Here is a 23599-nt window from a genome sequence, read left to right as displayed (position 1 = left end):
TCAGGCGCGCTGCGGGGCGGGCCCGGTCGATGCGCGCGGGATGAGGCGCGAGCCGACCTCGACCAACTGCTGACCGGTGGCGGCGCCGCCGATCGCCTCGACGATCAGGTCGGTGGCATGGGTGGCCACCGTCTGCGGCGAGATCCGGATCGTGGTCAGCGCGGGGATCGACAGGCCGGCGAGCAGTGTGTCGTCGATCCCGATCACGCTCACCTCCCCCGGTACGTCGACACCGGCGCCGGCCAGGCCGTGCAGGACGCCGACCGCGACCAGATCGTTGTGCGCGAGGATCGCGGTGGCGCCGTTCGCGATCGCCAGGGTCGCCGCGTGCAGCCCGGTCTCGAACCGTGGTTCGTACGGCCCGAGCTCGACCAGCGCCAGGCCCTGCGCGTCGAAGGTTTCTCTTATCGACTTGCCCCGCAGGTGTTCCGGCCGCGAGCAGTTGACGAAGACGCAGCTGGTGTGGCCGAGCGCCCGCAGGTGCTCGGCGGCCTGCGTGACACCGGGGGTGAGGGAGACGTGCAGCTCCGGGATGCCGGGCACGTGCCGGTTCACCAGCACGAGCGGGATCTCCGCGGCCAGCTCCCGCAGCCTGCCGTCGGACAAGGTCGATGCCCAGAGCACCAGACCGTCGACCTTCTTGACGATCGCCTCGATGGTCTCGAGCTCGTCGGCCTCCCGCTCGTCGCAGTCCGCGACCAGCAGCGTGTGGCCGTGCGTGCGCGCCCTGGTCTGCATCGCCTTGACGATCGGCGGGAAGAACGGGTTGGCGATGTCCGGGATCACCAGTCCCAGCGACTCCGTCCGCCCGCTGCGCAGCGTCCGGGCCGCGGGATCCGGCCGGTAGCCGAGCCGGCCGGCCGCCTCCTGCACCTTGTCCCGGGTCGCGGCCTGCACCTGCTCCGGGGCGGTGAACACCCGCGAGACGGTCGACGGCGACACCCCGGCCGCCTTCGCCACGTCCCTGACCGTCACTGCCATCCGGACCACCTCTCCTGTCACTCGGTTGCAACATGTTTGCAATCGATCCCGAAACATGTCAACAGCTCGATTCGCCCTATTTTGCGTCCATCCCTCTCTTGCGCCGAGCACCGGTTGGGATGAATGATGGCGCTGTCCCGCAACGTTTCTGAAACAGTGAGGCGCGATGAAGATCACCGGCTGGGAAGTTCTCACCCTCCCCGACCGCGGCGACGCGATGATGCTCGTCGTCGTCGACACCGACGAGGGCATCCACGGCATCGGCGAGGTAGGTGTTCGCTCCCGGCAGCGTGCGGTCGCCGGCGGTCTCGACCACCTGGGTGAGCTGATCACCGGTGAGGACCCGCTGCGGACCGAGCATCTGTGGCAGGTCATGTTCCGCAGCGGCTTCTACCCTGCCGACCGCATCCTCGCGTCCGCGATCGCCGCCCTCGACGTCGCGTTGTGGGACATTCGCGGCAAGGCGCTCGGCGTCCCCGTGCACCAGCTGCTCGGCGGACCGGTGCGCGACCACGTGCCCTGCTACGTGCACGTCGGCGACGGGATGAACGACCGTCCCCGCTTCCTCGACCGCTGCCGCACGCTCGTCGCCGAGGGCTGGCGGCACCTGCGGTTCTCCGTGCCGCACGACGATGACGTGCTCGACGAACGCCGTACGCTCCGGCTCGGGATCGAGTTGTTCCACCAGGTGCGTGAGGTGGTCGGTGACGACGTCGAGCTCATCCTCGACGTGCACACCCGGCTCGACCCGCCGGAGGCGCTGACGTTGTGCCGCGAGATCGAGTCGGCCCGGCCGTACTTCGTCGAGGACGCGATCCGGGCGGAGCATCCGGAGACGTATCGCATGCTGCGGGCGCGGACCGGCGTACCGCTGGCTGCTGGTGAGCAGTTCGCGTCGAAGTGGGAGTTCGCCCGGTTGATCGAGGCCGAGCTGATCGACTACGCGCGGGTCGACGTGGCCATCGCCGGCGGTCTGACCGAGGCGTGGAAGATCGCGGCCGGCTGCGAGACCCACTACGTCAAGCTCGCCACCCACAACCCGCTCGGTCCGGTGACCGCGGCCTCGTCGCTGCAGCTCAACCTCGCCAGCCCGAGCGCGGCGATCCAGGAGCACCAGTCGGAGCCCGCGCCGGAGCTGGCCGCCTTGTTCACGGCTCGTCCGACCGTCGTTCCCGGCCGGGTGCTGCTCTCCGACCTGCCCGGACTCGGCGTCGACATCGACCGCGAACGCGCCCGCGCCTACCGCGCCGAGTCCCGGGAACTCCCCCAGTTGCGCAAGCCCGACGGATCCTTCACGAACTGGTAGCACTGACCCACCACCGGATGGATAGCGTTCCTGAGATCAAGACTTCCGGAGGTGGGATGGCGGGGCAGGGGACTGTCGTTCGTCCGCGCAAGGCGACACCGCCGCGGCGCAAGGCGCAGATCGGCGGTGGGACTGCCCTACTGCTTCTGCGACGGCTGGCCGACCAGCGAGTCCCACGGCGGTCTCCGCCGGCACCTCTGACATGGTGGACTCATGGCCATCGAAGTTCGTCCGGCGTCGGTGTTCGAGGATGTGCGGGCCGTGCTCGGTCCGAAGTCGCCGAACTCCAACGTCTGCTGGTGTCTGAGCTACCGGATCCCGTCCAAGCTCAACAACGAGCTGCGCGGACCGGCTCGTGGTGAGTACGTCGCCGAGCTGTGCCGCGCCGAGCTCGCGCCCGGTGTCCTCGCGTACGACGGCGACGAGCCGGTCGGCTGGGCTGCAGTCGCACCGCGGTCGGAGACGTCGTTCGCCCGCAACCGCAAGATCCCGCACGTCGACGACCTGCCGGTGTGGTCGCTGTGGTGCATCAGAGTCCGTCCCGGTCATCGCAAGCAGGGCATCACGCACTCGCTGATCGCCGGTGGGGTCGAGTTCGCGCGCGAGCACGGTGCGCCGGCGGTCGAGGCGTACCCGCTGGACAACGGCGACGCCAAGGTCGACCTCACCATGGCGTACGCCGGGATCCGCAAGAACTTCGAACGCGCCGGCTTCACCAAGGCCGCCGACACCACTTCAGTACTCGCCGGTCACCCCCGAATCCTGATGCGACTCGACCTCCGCCCGTAGACGCTACTCCCGCGCGAGCATGAGTTGTGGCCAGTGGGCGGTGTCGCGTAGGAGTTGGCGGTCGTGGGTGGCGATCACCACGGCCGCGGGTGTTGCCTGCAAGGCCTCGGTCAGCTCGTCGACCAGGCTGATCGACAAGTGGTTGGTCGGCTCATCCAGGAGTACGGCGTGCGGGCGCGACGCCAGCAGGATCGCCAGATCCAGGCGGCGTTGCTGCCCGATCGACAGCTCGGCCACGGGCCGGGACGCGTCCCGGGACCCGAACAACCCCAGCGAACCCAGCGAGACCCGATCGGCCTCGGCCAGTTGCCCGGCGCTCACCATGCGGCCGAGCGCGGCGTCGTACGCATCGATCGCACGACGTCGCGACGGCGCTGGTGACTCCTGTGCGAGCAGGCCGATCCGAGCACCTGGTCCGGTTTGTACGACGCCACTCGTCGGGGCGAGCGTGCCGGCCAAAACAGACAGCAGGGTTGACTTCCCCGAACCGTTGCCGCCGGTGATCAGCAGCCGGTCGCCGGAACGCAGCAGGATCGGATCGACTGCTTCGAGTCGTCCCGTGACTGCTACGTCTGCGGCGTACACGAGTGTTGATCCTGGGCGGGCAGGCAGCCCAGGAAGGTGGAATCGCAGCGGCGGACGTGGGACGTCCATGACGTGCGCTTCCAGATCCTCCTGACGCCGGTGTACTGCTCGGACCAGGCCCGGTGCCCGGGTGGCTCGAGTGTGCTTGCCCGTGCCCTTCTCGGGCCGCCATCCGGTGGACAGGCGGTTCTGCGCTGCCGACAGGTCGTCGGCAAGGCGCTGTCGCTCGGTTACCTGCGCGCGGTGGGCGCTCTCCCACCGTTCGCGTTCGGCTTCGCGACCTTCCTGGTAGCCCTGGTAGCCGCCGCCGTACACCCGCGGTCGGCCGTCGCTGGTCGGGTCCAGGTCGAGCACCGTCGTGGCGACGTCAGCGAGCAGTGCACGGTCGTGCGTCACGAGGACGACGCCTCCCTGGTGCGCGCGCAGCTCGGACGTCAGGTACGCCAAGCCGTCGGCATCGAGGTGGTTGGTCGGCTCGTCGAGCAGTAGCAGGTCATGTCCGGCTCCGAGCAGGCACGCAAGCCGGATCCGGTAGCGCTGCCCGACCGACAAGTCGGACAGCAGCCGGCTCCGATCGTCGACCGCACCGAGCGCGGCCAGCGAGATCTCGACCCGGCGATCGGCGTCCCAGGCGTCGAGTGCCTCGACTGCGCTGAGGGCGTCGGCGTACTCCTCGTCGGCGCCCGGCCGGCCCTCGGCGAGGGCTGCCGTGGCCGCATCGAGTACGCCGAGGACCGCGCGGATGTCGGCCAGCTCGACGTCGATGAGATCGCCGACCGTGCGGTCGTCGGCGATCGGCATCTCCTGGTCGGCGATTCCCAGGGCGCCGGCGCGATGGACCTGACCCGAGTCGGGCGCGAGCCGCCCGGCCAGGATCTGCAGCAAGGTGGTCTTGCCCCGGCCGTTCTCGCCGACCACGCCGAGCCGGTCACCGGCCGAGACAGTCAGGTCGACACCGGTCAGGACAGGCTTCCCGCCGCGCGCGACGCTCACGTCGGTGGCGGTCAGATGGGCACGGGAACGTACAACAGTGGTGGACATACTTCCTCCGATCCCGGGCACGGCAGCAGCCGGGAGCGGGATTGCATGACATGCAATGGACAGCGGACACGAAGAACCGCGGCCGGCACGTCGAACCGTGCACAGTGACCGCGGGGCCCTGGCTGTCAGAGGAAGAACAGATATTGCATACGACAACCATAACAACCGAAGCACCACCACGCCTGTGAGTTTCGTCAACGCCGGAAGACCATCCCGGGGGTGCGTGAGATGCTGGGGCGGTTGGGTCTAGTGAGGTGGAGTGATAGGGCAGCGGCGGGTTACGTCGGCGGATATCGCGAAGGCGTCGGGGGTGTCGCGGGCTTCGGTGTCGCTGGTCTTGAACGGGCGCGGCGACGGGATGGTGGACGCGGAGAAGCAGGAGCGGATCCGCGCGGTGGCCCGGGAGTTGGGGTACGTGCCCAACGCGCCACTGGACGGCGGCACCGCGCACTTCCACGTGCACTGGCGCAGGAGCAACGGCTCCACCGCGCCCGCCGAGGACCACGTCGTGCTCGACGGGGTCGTTGGCAGCGGCAACTATGTCGGCACGTACGTCGGCCTCACCGCGCTGGAGCGCTACTGGTGGGGCGAGGGCGAGATGAAGTTCTACATCGACGACGACGATGCCTACCCGACCCAGTGCAGCACCGGGCTCGAGGACTACGCCGGTGGTGCCTGGGCGTTCCAGGACGCGCTTCGGCACGACCCGCCCCCGGTCCCGCTGACCTTCAGTGCGCCGTACTGCGGCTATCTGTTCTACTCGGCCGAGGACACCACGCGCACCTCGCCGTTCGTCACCAGCACGCTGCAGTCGCACGGCATGTACCGCTGGCACCTGCCGGATCCGGTGATCTTCCACGAGCGACTGCGCGTCACCCTGCAGCAGATCGGCGCCTGGGATCACGGGCACTTCGAGCGATCCGACGACATCACCACCGTCGCGTACTGGTACCAGCTGCCCGGCGGGTCGAACGACCTCCCGTCCCTGCCGGCCCGCGAGTACCGCCGTCCCCGCTAACGGAAGGGCAGCCTTGACCGACTACCAGGAAAGCAACCGCGGCCAGTTCCACTTCAGCCCGCGGCGCGGCTGGATGAACGACCCGAACGGACTGCTCTACTACCGCGGCACGTACCACTTCTACTTCCAGCACGCCCCAGACAGCCTGGTCTGGGACACGATGCGCTGGGGCCACGCGACCAGCCCCGACCTGGTGCACTGGACGCAACAACCCAACGCACTCGATCCCGCTGTCCACCCCGGCGAGCTGTGGTCGGGCGGCGGCGTGGTCGACGTACGCAACACTTCCGGTCTCAAGGACGGCGACCACGACCCGATCCTGGTGTTCACCGGCACCCAGGGTGTGCGGATGTTCTGCAGCCTCGACGGCGGCATGACGTTCACGCCGTACGACGAAGGCCGGGTGATCGCCCAGCCGAGCGGTCACGAGAGTCGCGATCCCAAAGTCGTCTGGCACCCGCCGTCCGGGCGCTGGGTGATGGTGGTGTGGTCCAACAACGACGGCAACGGTGTCGACTTCTTCGTCTCGCCGAACCTGCGCGACTGGGAGCGCACCAGTCGGTTGGTCGCCGACTGGTTCTTCGAGTGCCCGGACTTCACGCCGATGACGCTGAACGGCGAAGTCATCTGGGTACTGCGCGACGGCCGCGGCTCCTACCTGGTCGGCGACTTCGACGGCGGGCGCTTCACCACGTCGTGGACGACTCCGCAGACGATCACGGCCAACCCCGGTCCCGCGGCAGGCCCGTACTACGCGGCGCAGTCCTTCGACAACCTGCCTAACGGCCGCGTGGTCACGATGGCCTGGCAGGGCGAGAACCGCGGCTCGACCTGGACCGGCAATGCCAGCTTCCCGGTCGAGCAACACCTGGTCGCGACCCCGGACGGCCCGCGAATCCACAGCAACCCCGTCGACGAGATCAAGTCCTTACGCCGTAAGACAACGACGCTGGGACCAACCGTCGTGACCTCGACGTCGCCCATCGACGCACCAGCCGAAACCGTCGACGTCGAAGCGACCTTCGACCTCGCCGAAACGGAAACGACCGCCTTCACCTTCCACCTCCGGCCCGGAGTCGATCTCACCTACGACACCGCCGCCAAGCAGCTGAACGGCGTACCCCTGGCCATCGACGGCACACTCACGATCCGCCTCCTCATCGACCGCGGCCAACTCGCCGTCTTCGCCGCCGACGGCGCCTACTACGCCTGCCACAACGTCGACCCCGGTGACACCCTCCGCCTCACCACCCACGGCACGCTCAAGCTGCAGTCCCTCGAGATCCACCACCTGGCGTCGATCTGGCCGGACGTCAGTCAGTAAAGGTGAACCTGGTCGCGTCCTTCGGGAACGTCGACCAGGCGATCACCCGCCGCGGATGGACAGCGGCCGGCTCGGAGTATGCACTGGCGTCCTGCTTCATCCCGTACTCGGCGTACTTCACGTTCGCGACCTCAGCGAGCCGCTGAGCCAACTCCGCCGACACCTTGGTGACGCGCACCGAACCCTCCACCACCACGACCTGCCACGGATCGGGCAGATGGATCGTCACGTGCGGATCGGCCCGCACCGCCCGCACATGCTGCGTCTCCGGACTGCCGCCGTAGTAGAACCGATCGTCCACCCACAGCCCGTCGACCGGCACGAGGTGCGGGCTGCCGTTCGCCCGGTTCGTCGCCAGCCAGTACTGCTTGGCCTCCTCCAGCCGGGCCCGCACGCTCTCCCAGCTCAGCTTCTTCGTGGTCCGCCCGTATCCGTCGGGCAGCACCAGCTTCTCCGCAACCGGCACCGCACCCACCTCCTCACCAGATCAGATGCCAACAGTCGGGTTCAGTGGAAGGTCGGCGACCAGGTGAGTTCCCTTGTCCGGCGGGCTGGTGATCGTCAGCCTGCCGTCGGCAGCTTCGACCCGGTCCCTCAGACCGACCAGCCCAGTGCCGCGGCGAGGGTCCGCGCCTCCGATGCCGTCGTCGCTGATCGTGAGCCGGATGATCCCCTCCACGGTGTCGACCTGCACTGTGACCGCGGCGGCGTTGGCATGCTTGGCCGCATTCGTCAGCGCTTCCGACACCACGTAGTACGCAGTCACCTCGATCCGCTCGGGCAGCCGCCCGCTGGTCCGTATGGCGAGGTCGACCGGGACCGGCGATCGCCTGGCCAGCGTCCGCAACGCGGGAGCGAGTCCGCCCTCGGCGAGGATCGTCGGATGGATGCCGCGGGCGATCTCGCGGAGCTCGTCGAGAGCCGTCGACAGCTCGGCGGCCGCCCGGTTCAAGTGCTGGGCGACCTCCGCGAGCTCGGCCGGCACAGACTCCTGAGCCGCGCGCAACCGCAGCGCGAGAGTGACCAGCCGCTGCTGAGCGCCGTCGTGGAGATCGCGCTCGATCCGCCGCCGAGCCTCGTCGGCGCTCGCCACGATCCGCGCGCGTGACGCCTTCAGCTCGGTCTGCGATCCGGCGTTGGCGATCGCGGTCGCGACCAGCTCGGTGAAATCGGCGAGCCGGGACTCGGTGTCGGACGGCGCCGGCTTGTCCCCCGCCGACCCGACCGCGATCACTCCCCACAGCTCGCCTTGCACGATGATCGGCACACCGACCGCGGACCGGATCCGAACCCGTCCGGTGACAGCAGGTGGTGGCGTACTGCGCTCGTCGTACTCGAGCCGCTCCGGTTGGTGCGTCCGGTGGATCAGGGTCGACAGGTTGCGTCCGCCGAGCGGCTTCGGCCCGACCAGCGGGACCGGTCGGCCGTTCGCGCTCCATGCGGCGACCACCGTCTTCGCCTCGTTCGGCACGAACCGGGTCAGCTCGGTGAAGTCCGCGCCCAGCAACTGCCCGACCTCCGCCGTGACCGCGGCGAAGATCTCGGCCGGGGATGCGCCGGTCGCGACCAGCGTCGCCACGTGCCGCAGGGCAGCCTGTTCGCGAGCGAGCCGCTCGACCTCTGCCCGGGCAGCGCGCTCGTCGTCCAGGACGCGCAGCATCCGCATCGTGATCGCGGTTACCCTGGCCATGCCACGCATCAGCCCGGTCTCCTCGCGGCTGAGGTCCTCGTGCCGCGCCACGACCAGCGTCGAGCCCGGCGGATGCTCGAGGAACGCCGACGACGCCTGGCACATCCCTACGCCCGGTACGTCGAGCTGCCGCGAGCTCCCCGGCCGGACGGCCTCGAGGTCGCCGATCGGGACCGCGTCCTCCGGATAGCCGACGGCGGCGACCACCCCGTCGCCGGACACGATCGCCGCCACTTCGGCGTCCAGCGCCTCCGCCGTACGCTCGACAGCGACCTGCGCGGCCTCGGCCTCGCTGCGCGCGGTCGAGACCACCGCGACGAACTCGGCGAGCTGCTGTGTCGACCAGGCCGAGGAGTCCATCTCAGCCGACCGAGAGAACGACCAGCGTCTGGTTGTGGAAGCCGCGCAGGCCGCGCGTCCGGGCGATCTCGCCGTACGTGTAGAAGCCTGCGACCGGCACACCGGACGTCACCGTGGCCAGCCGGTCGATCTCGGACCGGATCCCGGCGTCGCCGAGCACTCCGCGCCGGGCGATGCAGTCGAACGCGATCACGCCGAGCGGCCGCTGCCCGTCGAGCGCGGCCAGTGAGTCGGCGCACGCCGCATCGGTTGCCTCGAGCACCGATGTCTCGTCACCCTCCATGATCCAGACCAGCGCGCCCTGCGGAACCTCGGCCATGCAGGACAGCGACCGCTCGACGAAGTCCCCGCCGCTGATCCACCGCACCTCGTCCTCACGGCTCGGCCGCCCGAGCCCGAGCGGATGAGTCAGCGCCAGCCGCGCGAGCCAGCTTTGATCGCTGCTGGTCGACGGATCGAGACCGAGATGCTTCAGGTACACGTCCAGCGCCGGGAGATCGTCGAGTGTGTAGACCCGGTTCGCGGAGCTCGCGGTCACCAGCATCGGCTCGCCGACCCGGCGCCATCCGTGCCGTACGCCGATGCCGAACGGCGCACTGGAAGCGAGCCCGGCCGCGACCACCGAGTCGGTCAGCACGCGGTCGTCGTGCAACTGATGGGTCTGCGTCATCCGCAGGTCGTCGCCCGCGCAGCCGCCGACCAGGGGAACTGCTGCGCCGAGTACGCCGTACGCGCCGCGGACGATCTCCTGCTGGTCACCGGCCAGGCCGTCGCTGAGCAGGATGAGGATCTGGTGTGGAAGGTCCTCGCGGACGGGCAGGCAGCGAGCCACCGTCGCGCCCGCCTCGCGCAGGTCCCGCGACACCTCGGTGGCCGCCGCGGTCTGTACGGCGAACCCGTCGCCGCCGAAGGCCGTCACGACGATGCTGGCCTCGCTCGGTCCGGACGCCACGATCTCGCCGGCCGTCGTACACCCGATCAGCGGTACGCCGGGAGCCCGCTGCCTGATGTCCGCCAGCAGGCCGTGCAGGTCGAGCGACTGGGAGCAGAAGACGATCAGCAGTTTGGCGTCGTCCCGGACGAGGGCGTCGTCCACCGCCCGCGCCGCAGCGCGCTTGTCGAGACCCTGGGCGGACCCCACTGCCAACCACCGCGCGGGCTCCATACCGGTCACCACCTCGAGGAGCAGCGCCCTTGTGAAACTGACGCTACAAGAGGGTCACGCACTGCTCAATGACGTGCGGAGGCCGTCTCGCGCCGCCGCCGCACCGCCACTCCCAGTAGCCGGAAAGGTCCCGGTAGCCGGAATGCGTGACGAGCCCGATCAGGTGATGCTGGTGGCATGGCGTTGCGCTGCTACATCGTTGACGACAGCATGCACTTCCTCGATGCTGCCCAGACCCTGCTCGAACGGGACGGGGTCTCCGTCGTCGGTGTCGCCTCGACCATCGAGCAGGCCCTGCGGGAGGTGGACGACGCCGCGCCGGACGTCGTACTGGTCGATGTGAACCTCGGCAGCGAGAGCGGCCTGGAGCTCGCGCGGCGGATGCAGCGCGAGACCGGCGTGCAGCACTCGCGGGTGATCCTGATCTCGGCCGATGCCGACGACGACCTCGCGGAGCTGGTCCGGGAGGTCCCGGTCGCGGCGTACCTGCCCAAATCGGGTCTGTCCGCTGCCGCCGTACGGCGGATCCTCGACGCTACCGTGGAGGGATGACCACCCGGGTGCTGCTGGCCGAGGACGACGTCCTCCTGCGGGAAGGCCTGGCCAGCCTGCTCGAGCGGTCCGGGTACGAGGTCGTCGGCCAGACCGGTGACAGCGCGTGGATCCTGCCACTGGTGCGGGACGTGACACCGGACCTGGTCGTGCTTGACATCCGGATGCCGCCGACGAACAGCACCGAAGGGCTGGACGCCGCCCGCGAGATCCGCCGCGAGTTCCCGGCGACCGGGATCCTGGTGCTGTCCGCGCACGCGGAGGTCGAGCACGCGATGGAGTTGCTGGCGTCCGGCCAGCGGATCGGGTACCTGCTGAAGAGCCGGGTGACCGACGTCGGCGACTTCCTCGAGACGCTCGGGCGGATCGTCCGCGGTGGCTCGGTGATGGACCCGGCGCTGGTGCAGGAGCTGGTGAGCGCCCGCCGCCAGAACGACCCGCTCGCCGAGCTCAGCCCGCGGGAGCACGAGGTGCTCGCGCTGATGGCCGAGGGCCGGTCGAACGCCGGGATCGCCCGGCGGCTGTGGGTGACCGAGGCGACCGTGGAGAAGCACATCCGGCACATCCTCGCCAAGCTGGCGCTGCCCGAGACCGGTGACGACCACCGCCGGGTACTTGCCGTGATCACCTACCTCGAGACCCGCTAGCCCGCCGTAGAAGTTCCGGCTAGCCGGTATCCGGGTTGGGCGCTGGCGGTGCAGACCTGGACTGCCCAGCGCGCGATGGTTGCTGCAGGGGGCCACCGCCAGCCAAGGGATTGATCGCGATGCTCACCGCAAGCACCCAGCAGGGAGCGGACTGGTGGCGCAGCGCGGTCATCTACCAGGTCTACCTCCGCAGCTTCGCCGACTCCGACGGTGACGGCATCGGCGACCTGGAAGGCGTCCGGGCCCGGCTCCCCTACCTGCGCAGCCTCGGCGTCGACGGGCTGTGGCTCAACCCGTTCTACCCCTCACCCCAGCACGACCACGGGTACGACGTCACCGACTACTTCACCGTGGACCCGGACTACGGCACGCTCGAAAGCTTCGACCGCCTGATCCGGGACGCCCACCGGCTCGGTCTCAAGGTCCTCACCGACATCGTTCCGAACCACTGCTCGACCGAGCACCCCTGGTTCACGGCGGCACTCGAAGCCGGACCCGGGAGCCCGGAGCGGGCCCGTTTCCACTTCGCCGACCAGCCGAACAACTGGCGCTCGATCTTCGGCGGCCCCGCGTGGGAGCAGGTCGACGACGGTCAGTGGTACCTGCACAGCTTCGCCCCCGAGCAGGCCGACTTCGACTGGCGGCACCCGGACGTGCCGGCGTACTTCGACCAGGTCCTGCGGTTCTGGCTCGACCGCGGCGTGGACGGCGTCCGGATCGACGTCGCGCACGGCCTGCACAAGGCCGACGGCCTGCCCGACCACGAGTACGCCGGCGACGACGAGCTCACCGGCGACCCGGTCAACCCGCACGCGTGGAACCGGCCCGAGGTGCACGACGTGTGGCGCCGCTGGCGGGCGATCACCGACGAGTACTCCGCCCGGACCGGCCGCGAACGCGTGCTGATCGGCGAGGTCGGCGTACTTGACACGCAGCAACTCGCCCACTACCAGCGGCCCGACGAACTGCACCAGACCTTCTACTTCGAGTTCCTCCGCGCGCACTGGAACGACCAGGTCCTGTACGACGTCGTGGACCGCGGACTGGACACGATCCACGACTCCGGCTCCGCGGTCGCCTGGGTGCTGAACAACCACGACATGCCCCGCTCGGTCACCCGGTACGGCGGCGGTGCTCCCGGACTCGACACCGGCGACGTCGACCTCGGGACGAGCCGCGCGCGGGCGAGCGCCTTGCTCATGCTCGCGCTGCCGGGATCGGCGTACCTCTACCAGGGCGAGGAGCTCGGCCTGCCCGAGGTCACCGACCTACCGACGGAGGTCCTGGTCGACCCGATGTTCCACCGCAGCAACGGCGTACGGCGTGGGCGGGACGGCTGTCGCGTCCCGCTGCCCTGGACTGCGGACCAGCCCGGCTTCGGCTTCTCTTCTGCACCTTCCTGGTTGCCGCAGCCGGACTGGTTCGCTGATCACGCCGTCGACCGGCAGCTGAGCTCCGGCGAGTCGATGCTGCACCTCTACCGCGAGGCCCTCGCTCTGCGCCGGCGGCTCCCCACCCTGGCCGCCGGCCACTTCCGCTGGCTGCCGACCGAGCCCGGCGTACTCGCCTTCACCCGTGGCGACGGCTTCTGCTGCGTCGTCAACTGCTCCTCCCGCGTCGTCGCGCTTCCGGCCGACGGTGAGCTCCTGCTCGCCAGTCACCAGGAAGCCGGCGACAAACTCCCGCCGAACAGCGCCGCGTGGTACCTGCTGGCGCCGTCGACCCCACCAGACCGGCGGGCCTGGCGTCTTGAGTCCCCTCCTCCCCCGCTCGGCGCCGGGCCCGCCGCTCCACAGGAGACCTGACATGCGCCAGATCCGGATCACCAAGCCCACCCGAACCAGACGCAGACAGTACGACGACCTCCCCCTCGACCCCCGCGACCCCGAAATCCTGCGCGCCAAACAGTCCGCCCGCCGGGCCGAGCCTCCGCCGCAAACCGATCAGATCCGGTAGATCCGGCCGGTCTCCATCGACTCGACCGAGCGGACGAAGGCCTGGCCGACCACGCTCGCGTCGACGGTCGGGTAGCCCGGGAAGGTATCGGCGTACTTGTCCTTCGACTCGGTCAGGACCGTCGGGCTGACGGCATTGAGCCGGTAGCGGCCCCAGAGTTCGCCGGCGCTGGCGACGACCCACGCCTCCAGCGCTCCGTTGACGGCGGCCGCGATACTTCCGGTGCGGATGGGTTCCCGGGCGAGGATGCCGGTGATCACCGTGAACGAGCCGCCGGTGCGCACGGTGCCTGTCCCGCGGCGGACGAGCTCGACCTGGCCCAGCAGCTTGCTGCTCAGACCCCTCAACCACGCGTCGCGGTCAAGCTCGTCCCACGGTCCGTACGGCGTCGTGCCCGCCGCGCAGACGACGGCGTCGAGCGGTCCGGCCTGGTCGAGGACGTCCTGGATCGAGCCGGGGTCGGTGAGGTCGATCGGGTAGCCGGGCGACGACCGATGGGCCGCGACGATTTCGTGGCCGCGGGCAACCAACGCGTCATTGGCCGCGCGCCCGACGGTGCCGGTGGCGCCGACCAGCAGGATCTTCATGGCGTGCTCCTCAGATGTCGCCGTAGATGGTGGTGTGCCAGGACTTCGCCGCGCGTCCGGTCAGGTCGGACATCACGTGTTTGACCTGTGTGTACTCGTCGAACGAGTACGCCGACATGTCCTTGCCGTAGCCCGACGCCTTCATCCCGCCGTGCGGCATCTCCGAGATGATCGGGATGTGGTCGTTGATCCAGACCGTCCCGGCCTCGATCGACCGGGCGGCCTCCTGCGCGCGGTACACGTCCCGCGTCCAGGCCGACGCGGCCAGCCCGAACGGCACGTCGTTCGCCAGTTGCAGCGCTTCGCTGTCGGAGTCGAACGGAAGCGCGACCAGCACCGGCCCGAACGTCTCCTCCTGCACGATCTCGCTGCGCTGGTCGGCGTCGACCAGCAGCGTCGGCTCGTAGTACGCGCCCTCGGACAGTGCACCGCCTGGCGCCCGGCCGCCGGTGACCGCCCGAGCCCCGTCCTTGACGGCGCGGTCGACCATGGCCGCAACCCGGTCCCGCTGCCGGAAGGAGACCAGCGGGCCTTGATCGGTCTCCGGATCCGCAGGCGCTCCGAGCCGCACACGCCGCATCAGACCGGCGACGCCACCGACGAAGTCGTCGAACAGGGAGCGGTGCACATAGGCCCGGGTGGCGGCGGTGCAGTCCTGCCCGGTGTTGATCAGTGCGGCCGCCGCCGCGCCCCGGACCGCAGCTTCCAGGTCGGCGTCGTCATACACCACGAACGGCGCCTTCCCGCCGAGCTCGAGGTGCAGCCGGGTCCCGTTCGCCGCGGCGAGTCCGGCGATGTGGCGCCCGACCGCGGTCGACCCAGTGAACGACGTCATCGCGATCCGGCGGCTGGTGACCAGCGACTCCCCTGTGCTGGGGCCCGGACCGTTCACGATGTTCACCACACCGGCTGGAAGGCCGGCACGTTCGCAGGCCTCGGCGAGCATGAGGGTGGTGAGCGGGGTGATTTCGGCGGGCTTCAGGACGATCGTGTTGCCGGCCGCGATGGCCGGCAGCACCTTCCAGACGGCCATCTGCAACGGATAGTTCCACGGCGCGATCGAGCCGACCACGCCGATCGGCTGCCGTCGGATCATCGAGGTGTGCTCGGCTGAGTACTCCGCCGCCGCCTGCCCGTCGAGGTGCCGGGACGCGCCGGCGAAGAACGCGACGTTGTCGATCGACCCGGGAACGTCGAACTCACGGCTGAGCCGGATCGGCTTCCCGGTCTGCGCGGTCTCGGCCTGGGCGAGTTCCTCGGCGACCGCTTCGAGCTCGGACGCGAGCCGGTGCAGGATCCCCGAGCGCTCGGCCGGTGTCGCTCGCGACCACTCCGCGAAGGCGTCGTGCGCAGCGTCGAGCGCGGCCTCGACACTCTGCTCGTCGTCACTGCGGTAGGTCCGGATCGTCTTCCCGTTCGACGGGTCGACCACGGCGAGTTCCGGGCCCCGGCCGACGCCGGCCTTGCCCCCGATGTAGTTGCTGGTGTTCATGAGAAGTCTCCAGGGCATGCGTGATCGGCCGGTACGACGGACGCCGTACCGGAACTGGCCCGCCGGGAGCTCAGGCCGACTTGCCTGCTTCGATCAGCCGGACGATCTCGTCGGCGCTGTTCGCGATGTGGTCGCGGACCTCGGCGGTGATCGCCGCCTTGTCGCCACTGGCGATCACGTCGACCAGCCGCCGGTGCAGCTCGGCGTCGCGGGCAAGGTCGGACCGGGTGGCCTGATCGAGGCTCATCGCCATCCGGATCTGGGACTCCACCAGGGGCCAGATCCGCATCAGCATCTGGTTCTCCGACGCCTCCCACAGCGTCCGGTGCAGGTCGAGGTGAGTCATGTCGACCCGCACCAGGTCGCCTTCCTCGATCGCGTCCAGATGGGTCTTCAGCGCGGCGCGCAGCTTCGTCATCCCGTCGCCGTCCGGGTGCTCGGACAGGTGCAGCGCGGCCAGCGTCTCCAGCGACACCCGGACCTGCGCCACATCGAGCAGGTCCTGCGGACTCGGTTCGGCGACAGTGATCCCCTTGTACGGCGTCTGGACCAGCGAACCCTCGTGGACGAGTTGGTAGATCGCCTCGCGCACGGTCGGCCGGCTCACGCCGAGCAACTCCGCCAGCGGCGCCTCCTTGACCCGCTGCCCGGGAACCAGTTCGCCCGAGAGCAGCGCGCGCCGAATGGCGTCCACCACCACCTCGCGCCGAGTCACGTTGCTGACCGGAGCCAGTGCCGAGTCCGTGCGTTGGGTACTCATCCGACCGCCCTTCGTCTACCCGGACCATGATTGCAGATTGTCTGCACTTCGAGGTCGCCGCCCCGCCTGGCGCCGAAACCGAGCCGGGCTGGTCGCGGGATCGGGGGCCTCGCCACGGACCAGCCGCCGGATCGTCTGAGCGGTCGCCGGCGCCTGGGTGAGACCGAGCATGCCGTGCCCCGACGCGACCCAGACGTTGCCACCGTCGGTGAGCGGACCGACCACGGGCAGCCCGTCCGGCGTCATCGGCCGCATCCCGGCCCAGGCCGGCTCGTGCGCAGCGGCCGGATCCCAGTCCCGGAATCCCACCGCGGCCGCACGCTGCACGGCCTCGATCCGCCGCGCGTTGATCGACGTGTCGAACCCGGCGAACTCCATCGTGCCGGCCACGCGAATCAGCCCGTCCAACGGTGTGACGGCGACGTGAGCGTCCTCGAACGTCAGCGACGTCCGCAATCTGAGGGGCTCCGGACGGTAGTCGACGCTGTACCCCTTCCCCGCCTGGATCGGAACCGGAACGCCGAGCCTCTCGCACAGCGGTCCCGTCCAGACGCCGGCCGCCAGCACCACGCCGTCGCACCCCAGCCGTTCGCCGTTGCCGGTGCGTACGCCGATCACGCCACCCGGGCCGCGGTCGAAGCCGGCCACGGCCGTGTCTTCACGCACCGAGCCGCCGAGCTTCGAGATGTGCTCCACCAGAGCGGACGTGAGCGAGTCCGGCTCGAGTTGCCGGTCGCGTGGATAGAACAGCCCGTACCGGATCCGATCGGACAGTGCCGGCTCAACGTCGTGCACCCCGGCAGCATCCAGGACATCGGGCTCTGCGCCGTACGAGGAGAACACGTCCTGGTACCGCAACCGGTGCTCGAAGTGGGCCCGGTTCTCGTACGCCAGCAGGACACCGCGTCGGTGCAACTCGAAGTGCAGACCGGCGTCCTGCCACTCGTCGAACAGTTCGTCGGCCTGCGTCGCGATCCGGAGGTTCAGAGCCAGCCCGGCCCGGAACTGCGTCTCGGTGCAGTTCCGGGCCATCGCGAGCAGGAACCGCAGGAACGGCGGCGACAGCGACGGCTTCACGTACAGCGGGCTGTCCGGGCGCAGCATCCACTTCAGGCCCTGGACCACCATGCCGTGCGCCGGGACCGGGCCGGCCTCGGCGACGGCGACCTTGGCCGCGTTCCCGTGCGACGCGGCCTGGCCGGCGCTCGCGCTGTCCAGCACGACAACGTCATGCCCGTCCCGGAGCAGTTCGTAGCCACAGGCCAGACCGACGACACCCGCACCGACCACGACGATCCTCACTGCGCCCTCCTTCGATTCAGTAGGTCAGAGAACGCCGGCGGCGTCCAGGATCTTGGTGAACTCGGCCCGCGCGCTGTCGTCGAGCAAGGCGAACGGCGCCCGGACCGGCCCGGCGGGGTGCCCGATCAACTCGAGGCCGGTCTTGACCGCAGCGGCGTAGTTGTACGACTCGAGGAAGTTGCAGACCGGCCAGATCTTGTCCCACAACCGCCGTCCCTCGGCGAGATCGCCGCGGACCGCAACCGCGTCCCACAGCTGCATGGACAGCTCCGGTATCACGTTGGTCGCACCCCACACCGTGCCCTTGGCGCCGCTGACCAGACCGAAGAACGTGAGCGTGTCCCAGCCGTTGAAGGCCGTGATCCGGCCGGAGTGGGCGACCAGTAGCTCGCTCAGTCCCACCGCATCGCCCGAGGTGTCCTTGAGGTAGCCCACTCCCTCGATGTCCGCCAGCCCCGCGATCTCGGCCGGGCTCAGTTTCACCCCGGTGGCCGACGGGATGTTGTAGTACACGATCGGCAGCTGGGATGCCTCGCGTACGGCGGCCAGGTGCGACCTGACCTCGTCGAGACTCGGCGCGTCGTAGAAGGGCGGCACCACCATGAGCGCGGACGCCCCGACCTCGGCCGCGTGCCGGCTGAGCTCCACGGTCTCGGCACCCGACAACGCCCCGGTGCCCGCGACGACCGGCACCCGCCCGTCGGCCGCTTTCACACAGGCCTCGGTGAGCAGCTTGCGCTCCGCCACGGTGAGCGCGGTGAACTCGCCGGTGCTTCCGCCGGGTACCAAGCCGTGGACACCGGCGGCGATCAGCCGGTTCACCTGGGCATCGAGCGTCTCGACGTCGATCGCGGATCCGTCGGCGGTGAAGGGGGTCACGAGTGCTACCAGGACGCCCTGCAGCTGGACGCTTTCAGTCATTGAAGATCTCCAGTAATTGTTGGGGTTCGGGACAGGTCAGTCGATCCGGACGGCATCGACGAACGCCTTGAGCTCGGGGTTGTCGCAGTCGTTGAACGCCTTGTCGGGCGTGGCATCGACCGCGATCCGGCCGTTCGAGAAGAAGACGACCCGGTCGGCGGCCTTGGACGCGAACGCCATGTCGTGGGTGACCAGTACGACGGCCAGCCCTTCCTCCTGCTTGAGCCGGGCCAGCACCCCCAGCACCTCGGCCGCGACCGGCGGGTCGAGTGCCGACGTGATCTCGTCGCACAGCAGGACCTGGGGGCGCATCATCAGCGCCCGGGCGATGGCGACCCGCTGCCGCTCGCCGCCGGAGAGCTGGGTCGAGCGGCTCCGGATGTGCTCTGCCATCCCGACCTCGGCCAGCGCCTGCTCGGCCCGGGCCTCCGCCTCGCCGGCCGACAGCCCGAGGATCTTGCGCGGCGCGAGGATGAGATTGTCGAGCACGTTCATGTGCGGCCACAGCGTGTAGCTCTGGAACACCATGCCGACCTTGGCGGCTCCGTGGTTCCAGTCCGCCGTACGAGCGCCGCCGGTGCGGACGACCACGCCGTCGATGGTGACGTCACCGTCCTCCGGGTCCTCGAGACCGGCGATCACCCGCAGCAGCGTCGACTTGCCCGAGCCGCTCTTGCCGATGATCACGCTGACCTCCCCGGAGGCGACGTCGAAGTCCACCCCGTCGAGCACCTTGCGACCGTGGAACTGCTTGGCCAGGTTGGTGGCCGAGACCAGTGGTGCGGTGGCGTCCGCCGTACCGACGCTCATGACTTCACTCCTGTCAGCTCGGGCTTGCGCGGTTTGATGATCGGTGCCCGGCCGGCCCGGGCGAGCTGGCCGCGGCGCTCGAGGTAGCTGGTGAACAGCGAGACGGGGAAGGCGATGCAGAAATAGACGGCGGCGGCCGTGGTGAAGAACTCCAGCGCCCGGTACGTCTCGGTCGCGGCGGTGTTGGCCTGGAACATCAGGTCGTGGACGGCGATCGTCGAGACCAGCGCGGTGTCCTTGAACATCGAGATGTTCAGCGACAGGATCACCGGGATCTGCTGGCGCAGCGCCTGCGGCACGATGATGTGGCGCAACTGCTGGAACCGGCTCAGCCGAAGCATCTTGCCGGCCTCGATCTGCTCGACCGGCACCGCCTGGAAGCCGCTGCGGTACGCCTCGGCCATGAACGCGGTCAGGTTCGCGGTCAACGCGATCACCGCGGACGCGAACCCGGGGATGGTGATCCCGGTCAGCGCCGGCAACGCGTAGTAGATCCAGAAAAGCTGCACCAGCATCGGGGTGCACCGGAAGATCTCGATGTAGATCTGCGCGACCCACCGGACGATCTCGATCGTGGACATCCGGGCCACGGCGACCGGTACGGCGAGGATCATGCTCAGCACGATCGTGATGGCGGCGATCTGCAGGGTGACGCCCAGCCCGCTGATCAGCTGTGGCCACGCGTCGGCGACGGCGCCCCAGTCGAAGTCTTGCTCGGTCATGACAGGTCCACGCTTCCGTCGGGTGCCGGTCTACTGCTTGGCCAGGGAGCCGAGCCGGTCGATCGGCAGGTAGTTCTCCTCGGCGTACGCACGCTCCAGCTCACCGCTGAGCCGGGTGTGGTTGATGGCGACGTTGAGCAACTGCAGTGACCGCGCGTCCATGTCGTTGGGCACGCCGTACCCCGCGCCGGCGGCGTAGATGCCGGGCTCTGGGACGACGATCTTGACCGACGCGTCGGCCTGCGCCTGCGACTCGGCGGTCGGCAGGTCGGCGAACACGGCAATGGCCCGGTCGGCCTTGAGCGCCTGCAGCCCGTTGGTGTAGTCCGCCAGCTCGAGCACCTTGGCGCCGGCGTCGGCGACCGCGGCGGCCGGAGCGCTGCCCTGCGCGACTGCGACCGGCTTGCCGGACTTCAGCACCTCGGTGGACGTTCGGTACGGCGATGCCGCCTTGACCACGAAGACGCCCTGGTACTCGTACACCGGATCGGAGAACTGGATCGCCTTGGCCCGCTCGATGGTCGCGTCCAGGTTGGCCGCCACGTCGTACCGGCCCGCCTGCAGGCCGGCGACGATGTTGTTCCAGGTCGCCGACACCGGGGTCAGCTTGACGCCGAGGGACTCGGCCAGGTGCTGCAGCGGGATCAGGTTCGGGCCGCCCAGCTTGCCGCTCTTCTCCACCGTCATCGGCGGCGCGATCGCGACGCCCACTCGCAGCTCGCCGCGGGACTGGACGTCCTTCATCCACGATCCGGCCTCGGCGGACGACGCGGCGGCACTCCCGCCTCGCCAGCCCGCGCCGACGTAGCCGCCCGCGAGGGCGAGCACCACGGCGGCGATGACCGCCAGGGAGATCTTCGTGGTCTTGGTCATGGTCGGTGACTCCTTGTGCTGCCCCGCGTCGGGTCTTCTCGGAAAGTGCAGATCGTCATACAATCTGCAGTAGCGTTGAAGGTAGGAGCGGCGTACCCCGGTGTCAAGGGGTCACGAGAATCCAGGTCAGGAGCTGCTGATGGACGGCGTGCTGGTGGTCTCGTCGGTCGACGTGCATGCGGAGGGCGAACCGGGCCGGGTCCTGCTCGGCGGAAACCTCCGGGTCCGCGGAGCGACGATGTCCGAACGGTTGGCCTGGTGCGCCGAGCACCTGGACGACCTGCGTCGACTGCTCCTGCGCGAGCCGCGCGGGCATCCGGCGCTGTGCGGGGTCGTGGTGATGCCGCCGGTCAGGGCCGACGCGGACGTCTCGATCGTGATCTTCGAGCAGGGCGGGTTCCGGCCGATGTCGGGCAGCAACACGATGTGCGCTGTCACGGCCATCCTGGAGACCGGGGCGCTGCCGCTGCGCGCGCCGGAGACCGTCGTCCGGATCGACACCGCGGCCGGTCTGGTCCAGGCCACGGCCCGCGTCGAGGGCACCAAGGTCCGCGACGTCGAGGTACGGAACGTGCCGTCGTGGGTGGAGTCGTTGGACACGCCGATCGACGTACTCGAGTACGGGACGGTGCGAGCCGACATCGCCTTCGGGGGGCAGTACTACGTCCAGGCACCGGCGTCGGCGCTCGGAGTCGAGCTCGGCGCCGCGAACGCACCGGCCCTGGTCCGCGCGGGCGCCGCATTGCTCGCCTCGGCGCGCCAACAGGTGGCGGTCAAACATCCGCACGACGACAATCTGAGCCACATCTCGCTCGCGATGCTGCACGGGCCGGCTACCGATCCCGGGGTGTCCGGTCGCAACAGCGTGATCCTGCCGACCGGGGCACTCGACGCGAACCGTCCCGAGACCTGGCGCGGCGTACTGGACCGTTCGCCTTGCGGTACGGGTACGTCGGCCCGGATGGCCTGTCTGCACGCCCGCGGTGAGCTCGGACTGCACACGCCGTACCTCCACCAAGGCGTTCTGGGGACCCGGTTCGAAGGCCTGCTGCACGAACGGGTTCGCGTCGGCGATCGCGACGCGGTCGTGCCCTCGATCCGCGGCCGGGCCTGGATCACCGGCTTCCACCAGCACGTGCTGCACCCCGACGACCCGTTCCCGCGCGGCTACACCGTCGCCGATCTCTGGGGAGAGACCGCACTGTCATGACCACTTTCCGCACCATCGAGTCCCACACGGCCGGCAACCCGACCCGCACCGTGGTCTCCGGCGTCCCCGGCCTGTCCGGCGACACGATGCTCGCCAAGATGCACGACCTCGAGGCCCGGCACGACTGGGTCCGTACGGCGCTGATGTTCGAGCCCCGTGGTCACTCGGTGATGTCCGGCTGCATCGTGCTGCCGCCCTGCGATCCGCGCGCCGACGTGGGCGTGCTCTACATCGAGGCGAGTGGCCACCTGCCGATGTGCGGCCACGACACGATCGGCCTGGTCACGGTGCTGATCCAGCACGACCTGGTCCCGGTGACCGCGCCGGCCACCGAGCTGGTGCTCGACACACCTGCGGGACTGATCGAGGCCGTGGCCAACGTCCAGGACCAGCGGGTCACCAGCGTGACCTTCACCTCCACGCCGTCGTTCCTCTACGCCCGGGACGTCGACATCACGCTGCCCGGCGTCGGGACGATCCAGGTCGACATCGCCTGGGGCGGAAACTTCTACGCGATCGTCGACGCGTCCGCGGTCGGTCTGGACCTGGCCGACCCGCGGGTCGGCCGGCGCATCCTGCTCGCCGAGACCGTCCGCGACGTGGTCAACTCGTCGATCGCCGTCAAACACCCTGTACTGGAAGGGATCGAGGGAGTCACACATGTGCAGTTCATCGGGCCGCCACGCCGTACGGATGCGACCAACCTCTGTTCGGTGGTCATCAGGCCCGGAGGCGCCGACCGCTCCCCTTGCGGCACCGGCACCTCCGCCCGGGCATCGACTCTTGTCGCGCGCGGCCGCCTGGGACTCGGTGAAGCACTCGTCCACGAGAGCATCACCGGCGAAACCTTTACCGCTGTTCCGGTGGAGCACGTCGACGTCGGCGGCATTCCCGGCGTGCGCAACCGGATCACCGGTACGGCGTACGTCACCGGCACGGCGGAGTGGACCATCGATCCACGTGACCCGCTCCGCGACGGCTTCCTCGTTCTCGGCTGATAGACCCTGAAGGGGACCTTTCCTCGGTAGGAGGTGTTGGCAGGGTGCGTGTGGGAGGGGTCAACGTGGAGCACGCGCAGCGTAGCGAGCATGAACGACGTTGATGCCGACGAGCGCAGGCTGATGATGGGCCGTCGAGGGATGGTCTGACTCGATGGCTTGTGTGGCCTCGAGCCTTCTCTGTGAGGAGGTTTTGGTCATGTCGGTGCTGCAGGTAGCGCTTGATCCTGCCACGTTGGTGGTGGCCGTCGACCCGGGGAAGGTGTTGAACCGGGTGTGGGTCAGTGACGGGTCGGGTCTGTTGGCCGATCCGGTGTCGGTGCCGGTCTCTCGTGACGGTGTGGCCGGTGTTGAGCAGGTAGTGGCTGCGCATCGTGGGAACGGTCGTGGGTTGGTGTTCGCGGTCGAGGCGACGGGGAGTCTGCACCGTGCCTGGGCGTTGGAGTTGGAGCGTCGCTATCCGGGGGCGGTGCGGTTGTTCGCGCCGTCGGAGACCAAGGCTGCGCGGGT

General features: G+C 69.5%; 23 protein-coding genes. 10 read left to right on the top strand and 13 right to left on the bottom strand.

Annotated elements, in window-relative coordinates:
* Positions 1-981 (bottom strand): LacI family DNA-binding transcriptional regulator, encoded by a 981-nt coding sequence (locus ACIBGM_RS00115; RefSeq protein ID WP_396383953.1) that lies wholly within the window; start codon positions 979-981, stop codon positions 1-3.
* Between the two features lie 166 nt (positions 982-1147).
* Between ACIBGM_RS00115 and ACIBGM_RS00110 the strand changes: the two genes are divergently transcribed.
* Together ACIBGM_RS00110 and ACIBGM_RS00105 are read left to right on the top strand one after the other, a co-directional pair.
* On the top strand, positions 1148-2287 hold the full coding sequence (locus tag ACIBGM_RS00110; RefSeq protein WP_360528764.1) for a mandelate racemase/muconate lactonizing enzyme family protein: 1140 nt from the start codon (positions 1148-1150) through the stop codon (positions 2285-2287).
* Positions 2288-2500: 213 nt separating this feature from the next.
* Positions 2501-3076, top strand: a complete 576-nt coding sequence (locus tag ACIBGM_RS00105; RefSeq protein WP_360528767.1) for a GNAT family N-acetyltransferase — start codon at positions 2501-2503, stop codon at positions 3074-3076.
* Between the two features lie 3 nt (positions 3077-3079).
* Here the strand turns inward: ACIBGM_RS00105 and ACIBGM_RS00100 are convergent, their stop codons facing one another.
* On the bottom strand, positions 3080-4702 hold the full coding sequence (locus ACIBGM_RS00100) for an ABC-F family ATP-binding cassette domain-containing protein (protein ID WP_396383952.1): 1623 nt from the start codon (positions 4700-4702) through the stop codon (positions 3080-3082).
* 259 nt (positions 4703-4961) lie between these two features.
* Between ACIBGM_RS00100 and ACIBGM_RS00095 the strand changes: the two genes are divergently transcribed.
* Both ACIBGM_RS00095 and ACIBGM_RS00090 read left to right on the top strand, forming a co-directional pair.
* Positions 4962-5720, top strand: coding sequence for a DUF2961 domain-containing protein (locus ACIBGM_RS00095; protein ID WP_360528773.1), 759 nt, complete (start codon positions 4962-4964; stop codon positions 5718-5720).
* Between the two features lie 13 nt (positions 5721-5733).
* Positions 5734-7044, top strand: coding sequence for a glycoside hydrolase family 32 protein (locus tag ACIBGM_RS00090; protein WP_360528775.1), 1311 nt, complete (start codon positions 5734-5736; stop codon positions 7042-7044).
* Here ACIBGM_RS00090 and ACIBGM_RS00085 read toward each other — a convergent pair.
* From ACIBGM_RS00085 to ACIBGM_RS00075, 3 genes are read right to left on the bottom strand one after another with little or no spacing between them, the layout of a single operon-like run.
* Entirely contained in the window at positions 7034-7510 is a 477-nt protein-coding gene (locus ACIBGM_RS00085; RefSeq protein WP_360528778.1) for a pyridoxamine 5'-phosphate oxidase family protein, read from the bottom strand. The two genes, ACIBGM_RS00090 and ACIBGM_RS00085, sit on opposite strands and share 11 nt — an antisense overlap.
* A 21-nt stretch (positions 7511-7531) precedes the next feature.
* Entirely contained in the window at positions 7532-9094 is a 1563-nt protein-coding gene (locus ACIBGM_RS00080) for a GAF domain-containing protein (protein WP_360528781.1), read from the bottom strand.
* A gap of 1 nt (position 9095) precedes the next feature.
* A complete protein-coding gene (locus ACIBGM_RS00075) occupies positions 9096-10259 on the bottom strand; it encodes an FIST signal transduction protein (protein WP_396383951.1) in 1164 nt (387 codons plus the stop codon).
* A 177-nt stretch (positions 10260-10436) separates the two neighbouring features.
* Between ACIBGM_RS00075 and ACIBGM_RS00070 the strand changes: the two genes are divergently transcribed.
* The 3 genes from ACIBGM_RS00070 (at position 10437) to ACIBGM_RS00060 (ending at position 13263) form a co-directional block, all read left to right on the top strand.
* Positions 10437-10811, top strand: a complete 375-nt coding sequence (locus ACIBGM_RS00070) for a response regulator (protein WP_360528787.1) — start codon at positions 10437-10439, stop codon at positions 10809-10811.
* Positions 10808-11458: a response regulator transcription factor gene (locus ACIBGM_RS00065; RefSeq protein ID WP_360528790.1), complete on the top strand. Its 651-nt coding sequence runs from the start codon at positions 10808-10810 to the stop codon at positions 11456-11458. Before ACIBGM_RS00070 ends, ACIBGM_RS00065 begins: the two co-directional genes overlap by 4 nt.
* 119 nt (positions 11459-11577) lie before the next feature.
* Positions 11578-13263, top strand: coding sequence for an alpha-amylase family glycosyl hydrolase (locus ACIBGM_RS00060; protein ID WP_360528793.1), 1686 nt, complete (start codon positions 11578-11580; stop codon positions 13261-13263).
* Positions 13264-13401: 138 nt separating this feature from the next.
* On the opposite strand, the gene ACIBGM_RS00055 is transcribed toward ACIBGM_RS00060, so the two are convergent.
* The 8 genes from ACIBGM_RS00055 to ACIBGM_RS00020 form a co-directional block, all read right to left on the bottom strand.
* The gene (locus tag ACIBGM_RS00055; RefSeq protein ID WP_396383950.1) at positions 13402-14001 is read right to left on the bottom strand and encodes a short chain dehydrogenase; all 600 of its coding nucleotides are present in this window, start codon (positions 13999-14001) and stop codon (positions 13402-13404) included.
* Between the two features lie 10 nt (positions 14002-14011).
* Positions 14012-15493 carry a gamma-aminobutyraldehyde dehydrogenase gene (locus tag ACIBGM_RS00050; protein ID WP_396383949.1) on the bottom strand — a complete coding sequence of 494 codons (1482 nt, stop codon included), beginning with the start codon at positions 15491-15493 and terminating at the stop codon, positions 14012-14014.
* Between the two features lie 70 nt (positions 15494-15563).
* Positions 15564-16253, bottom strand: a complete 690-nt coding sequence (locus ACIBGM_RS00045; protein ID WP_396383948.1) for a GntR family transcriptional regulator — start codon at positions 16251-16253, stop codon at positions 15564-15566.
* A gap of 15 nt (positions 16254-16268) precedes the next feature.
* Complete coding sequence (locus ACIBGM_RS00040; protein ID WP_396383947.1) at positions 16269-17555, bottom strand: NAD(P)/FAD-dependent oxidoreductase; 1287 nt, start codon at positions 17553-17555, stop codon at positions 16269-16271.
* Positions 17556-17579: 24 nt separating this feature from the next.
* Positions 17580-18476 carry a dihydrodipicolinate synthase family protein gene (locus tag ACIBGM_RS00035; RefSeq protein WP_396383946.1) on the bottom strand — a complete coding sequence of 299 codons (897 nt, stop codon included), beginning with the start codon at positions 18474-18476 and terminating at the stop codon, positions 17580-17582.
* A 36-nt stretch (positions 18477-18512) separates the two neighbouring features.
* Positions 18513-19286, bottom strand: a complete 774-nt coding sequence (locus ACIBGM_RS00030) for an amino acid ABC transporter ATP-binding protein (RefSeq protein WP_360528814.1) — start codon at positions 19284-19286, stop codon at positions 18513-18515.
* Complete coding sequence (locus ACIBGM_RS00025; RefSeq protein ID WP_360528817.1) at positions 19283-20008, bottom strand: amino acid ABC transporter permease; 726 nt, start codon at positions 20006-20008, stop codon at positions 19283-19285. Before ACIBGM_RS00025 ends, ACIBGM_RS00030 begins: the two co-directional genes overlap by 4 nt.
* 30 nt (positions 20009-20038) lie before the next feature.
* On the bottom strand, positions 20039-20881 hold the full coding sequence (locus ACIBGM_RS00020; RefSeq protein WP_396383945.1) for a substrate-binding periplasmic protein: 843 nt from the start codon (positions 20879-20881) through the stop codon (positions 20039-20041).
* Between the two features lie 139 nt (positions 20882-21020).
* Here ACIBGM_RS00020 and ACIBGM_RS00015 point away from each other — a divergent pair, with 139 nt between their 5' ends.
* The 3 genes from ACIBGM_RS00015 to ACIBGM_RS00005 all read left to right on the top strand — a co-directional run.
* Positions 21021-22091, top strand: coding sequence for a proline racemase family protein (locus ACIBGM_RS00015; protein ID WP_396383944.1), 1071 nt, complete (start codon positions 21021-21023; stop codon positions 22089-22091).
* On the top strand, positions 22088-23089 hold the full coding sequence (locus ACIBGM_RS00010) for a proline racemase family protein (RefSeq protein WP_360528826.1): 1002 nt from the start codon (positions 22088-22090) through the stop codon (positions 23087-23089). The genes ACIBGM_RS00015 and ACIBGM_RS00010 overlap by 4 nt, the downstream gene beginning before the upstream one ends.
* 199 nt (positions 23090-23288) lie before the next feature.
* The coding region (locus tag ACIBGM_RS00005; protein ID WP_396383943.1) for a hypothetical protein at positions 23289-23599 on the top strand (311 nt) is incomplete at its 3' end.

Origin of the sequence: Kribbella sp. NPDC050470, assembly GCF_044458365.1 — a bacterium.
In the GTDB taxonomy this organism is placed as follows: Bacteria; Actinomycetota; Actinomycetes; order Propionibacteriales; family Kribbellaceae; genus Kribbella.
Note: the sequence above shows the minus strand (reverse complement) of the source record. Positions and strands in the feature narration are given on the sequence as shown.

Bases quoted from the DNA above. Each gene is read 5' to 3' on its own strand.
- ACIBGM_RS00115 (WP_396383953.1), bottom strand. From the start codon at position 981: ATGGCAGTGACGGTCAGGGACGTGGCGAAGGCGGCCGGGGTGTCGCCG.
- ACIBGM_RS00110 (WP_360528764.1), top strand. From the start codon at position 1,148: ATGAAGATCACCGGCTGGGAAGTTCTCACCCTCCCCGACCGCGGCGAC.
- ACIBGM_RS00105 (WP_360528767.1), top strand. From the start codon at position 2,501: ATGGCCATCGAAGTTCGTCCGGCGTCGGTGTTCGAGGATGTGCGGGCC.
- ACIBGM_RS00100 (WP_396383952.1), bottom strand. From the start codon at position 4,702: ATGTCCACCACTGTTGTACGTTCCCGTGCCCATCTGACCGCCACCGAC.
- ACIBGM_RS00080 (WP_360528781.1), bottom strand. From the start codon at position 9,094: ATGGACTCCTCGGCCTGGTCGACACAGCAGCTCGCCGAGTTCGTCGCG.
- ACIBGM_RS00075 (WP_396383951.1), bottom strand. From the start codon at position 10,259: ATGGAGCCCGCGCGGTGGTTGGCAGTGGGGTCCGCCCAGGGTCTCGAC.
- ACIBGM_RS00070 (WP_360528787.1), top strand. From the start codon at position 10,437: ATGGCGTTGCGCTGCTACATCGTTGACGACAGCATGCACTTCCTCGAT.
- ACIBGM_RS00065 (WP_360528790.1), top strand. From the start codon at position 10,808: ATGACCACCCGGGTGCTGCTGGCCGAGGACGACGTCCTCCTGCGGGAA.
- ACIBGM_RS00060 (WP_360528793.1), top strand. From the start codon at position 11,578: ATGCTCACCGCAAGCACCCAGCAGGGAGCGGACTGGTGGCGCAGCGCG.
- ACIBGM_RS00055 (WP_396383950.1), bottom strand. From the start codon at position 14,001: ATGAAGATCCTGCTGGTCGGCGCCACCGGCACCGTCGGGCGCGCGGCC.
- ACIBGM_RS00050 (WP_396383949.1), bottom strand. From the start codon at position 15,493: ATGAACACCAGCAACTACATCGGGGGCAAGGCCGGCGTCGGCCGGGGC.
- ACIBGM_RS00045 (WP_396383948.1), bottom strand. From the start codon at position 16,253: ATGAGTACCCAACGCACGGACTCGGCACTGGCTCCGGTCAGCAACGTG.
- ACIBGM_RS00035 (WP_396383946.1), bottom strand. From the start codon at position 18,476: ATGACTGAAAGCGTCCAGCTGCAGGGCGTCCTGGTAGCACTCGTGACC.
- ACIBGM_RS00030 (WP_360528814.1), bottom strand. From the start codon at position 19,286: ATGAGCGTCGGTACGGCGGACGCCACCGCACCACTGGTCTCGGCCACC.
- ACIBGM_RS00025 (WP_360528817.1), bottom strand. From the start codon at position 20,008: ATGACCGAGCAAGACTTCGACTGGGGCGCCGTCGCCGACGCGTGGCCA.
- ACIBGM_RS00020 (WP_396383945.1), bottom strand. From the start codon at position 20,881: ATGACCAAGACCACGAAGATCTCCCTGGCGGTCATCGCCGCCGTGGTG.
- ACIBGM_RS00015 (WP_396383944.1), top strand. From the start codon at position 21,021: ATGGACGGCGTGCTGGTGGTCTCGTCGGTCGACGTGCATGCGGAGGGC.
- ACIBGM_RS00010 (WP_360528826.1), top strand. From the start codon at position 22,088: ATGACCACTTTCCGCACCATCGAGTCCCACACGGCCGGCAACCCGACC.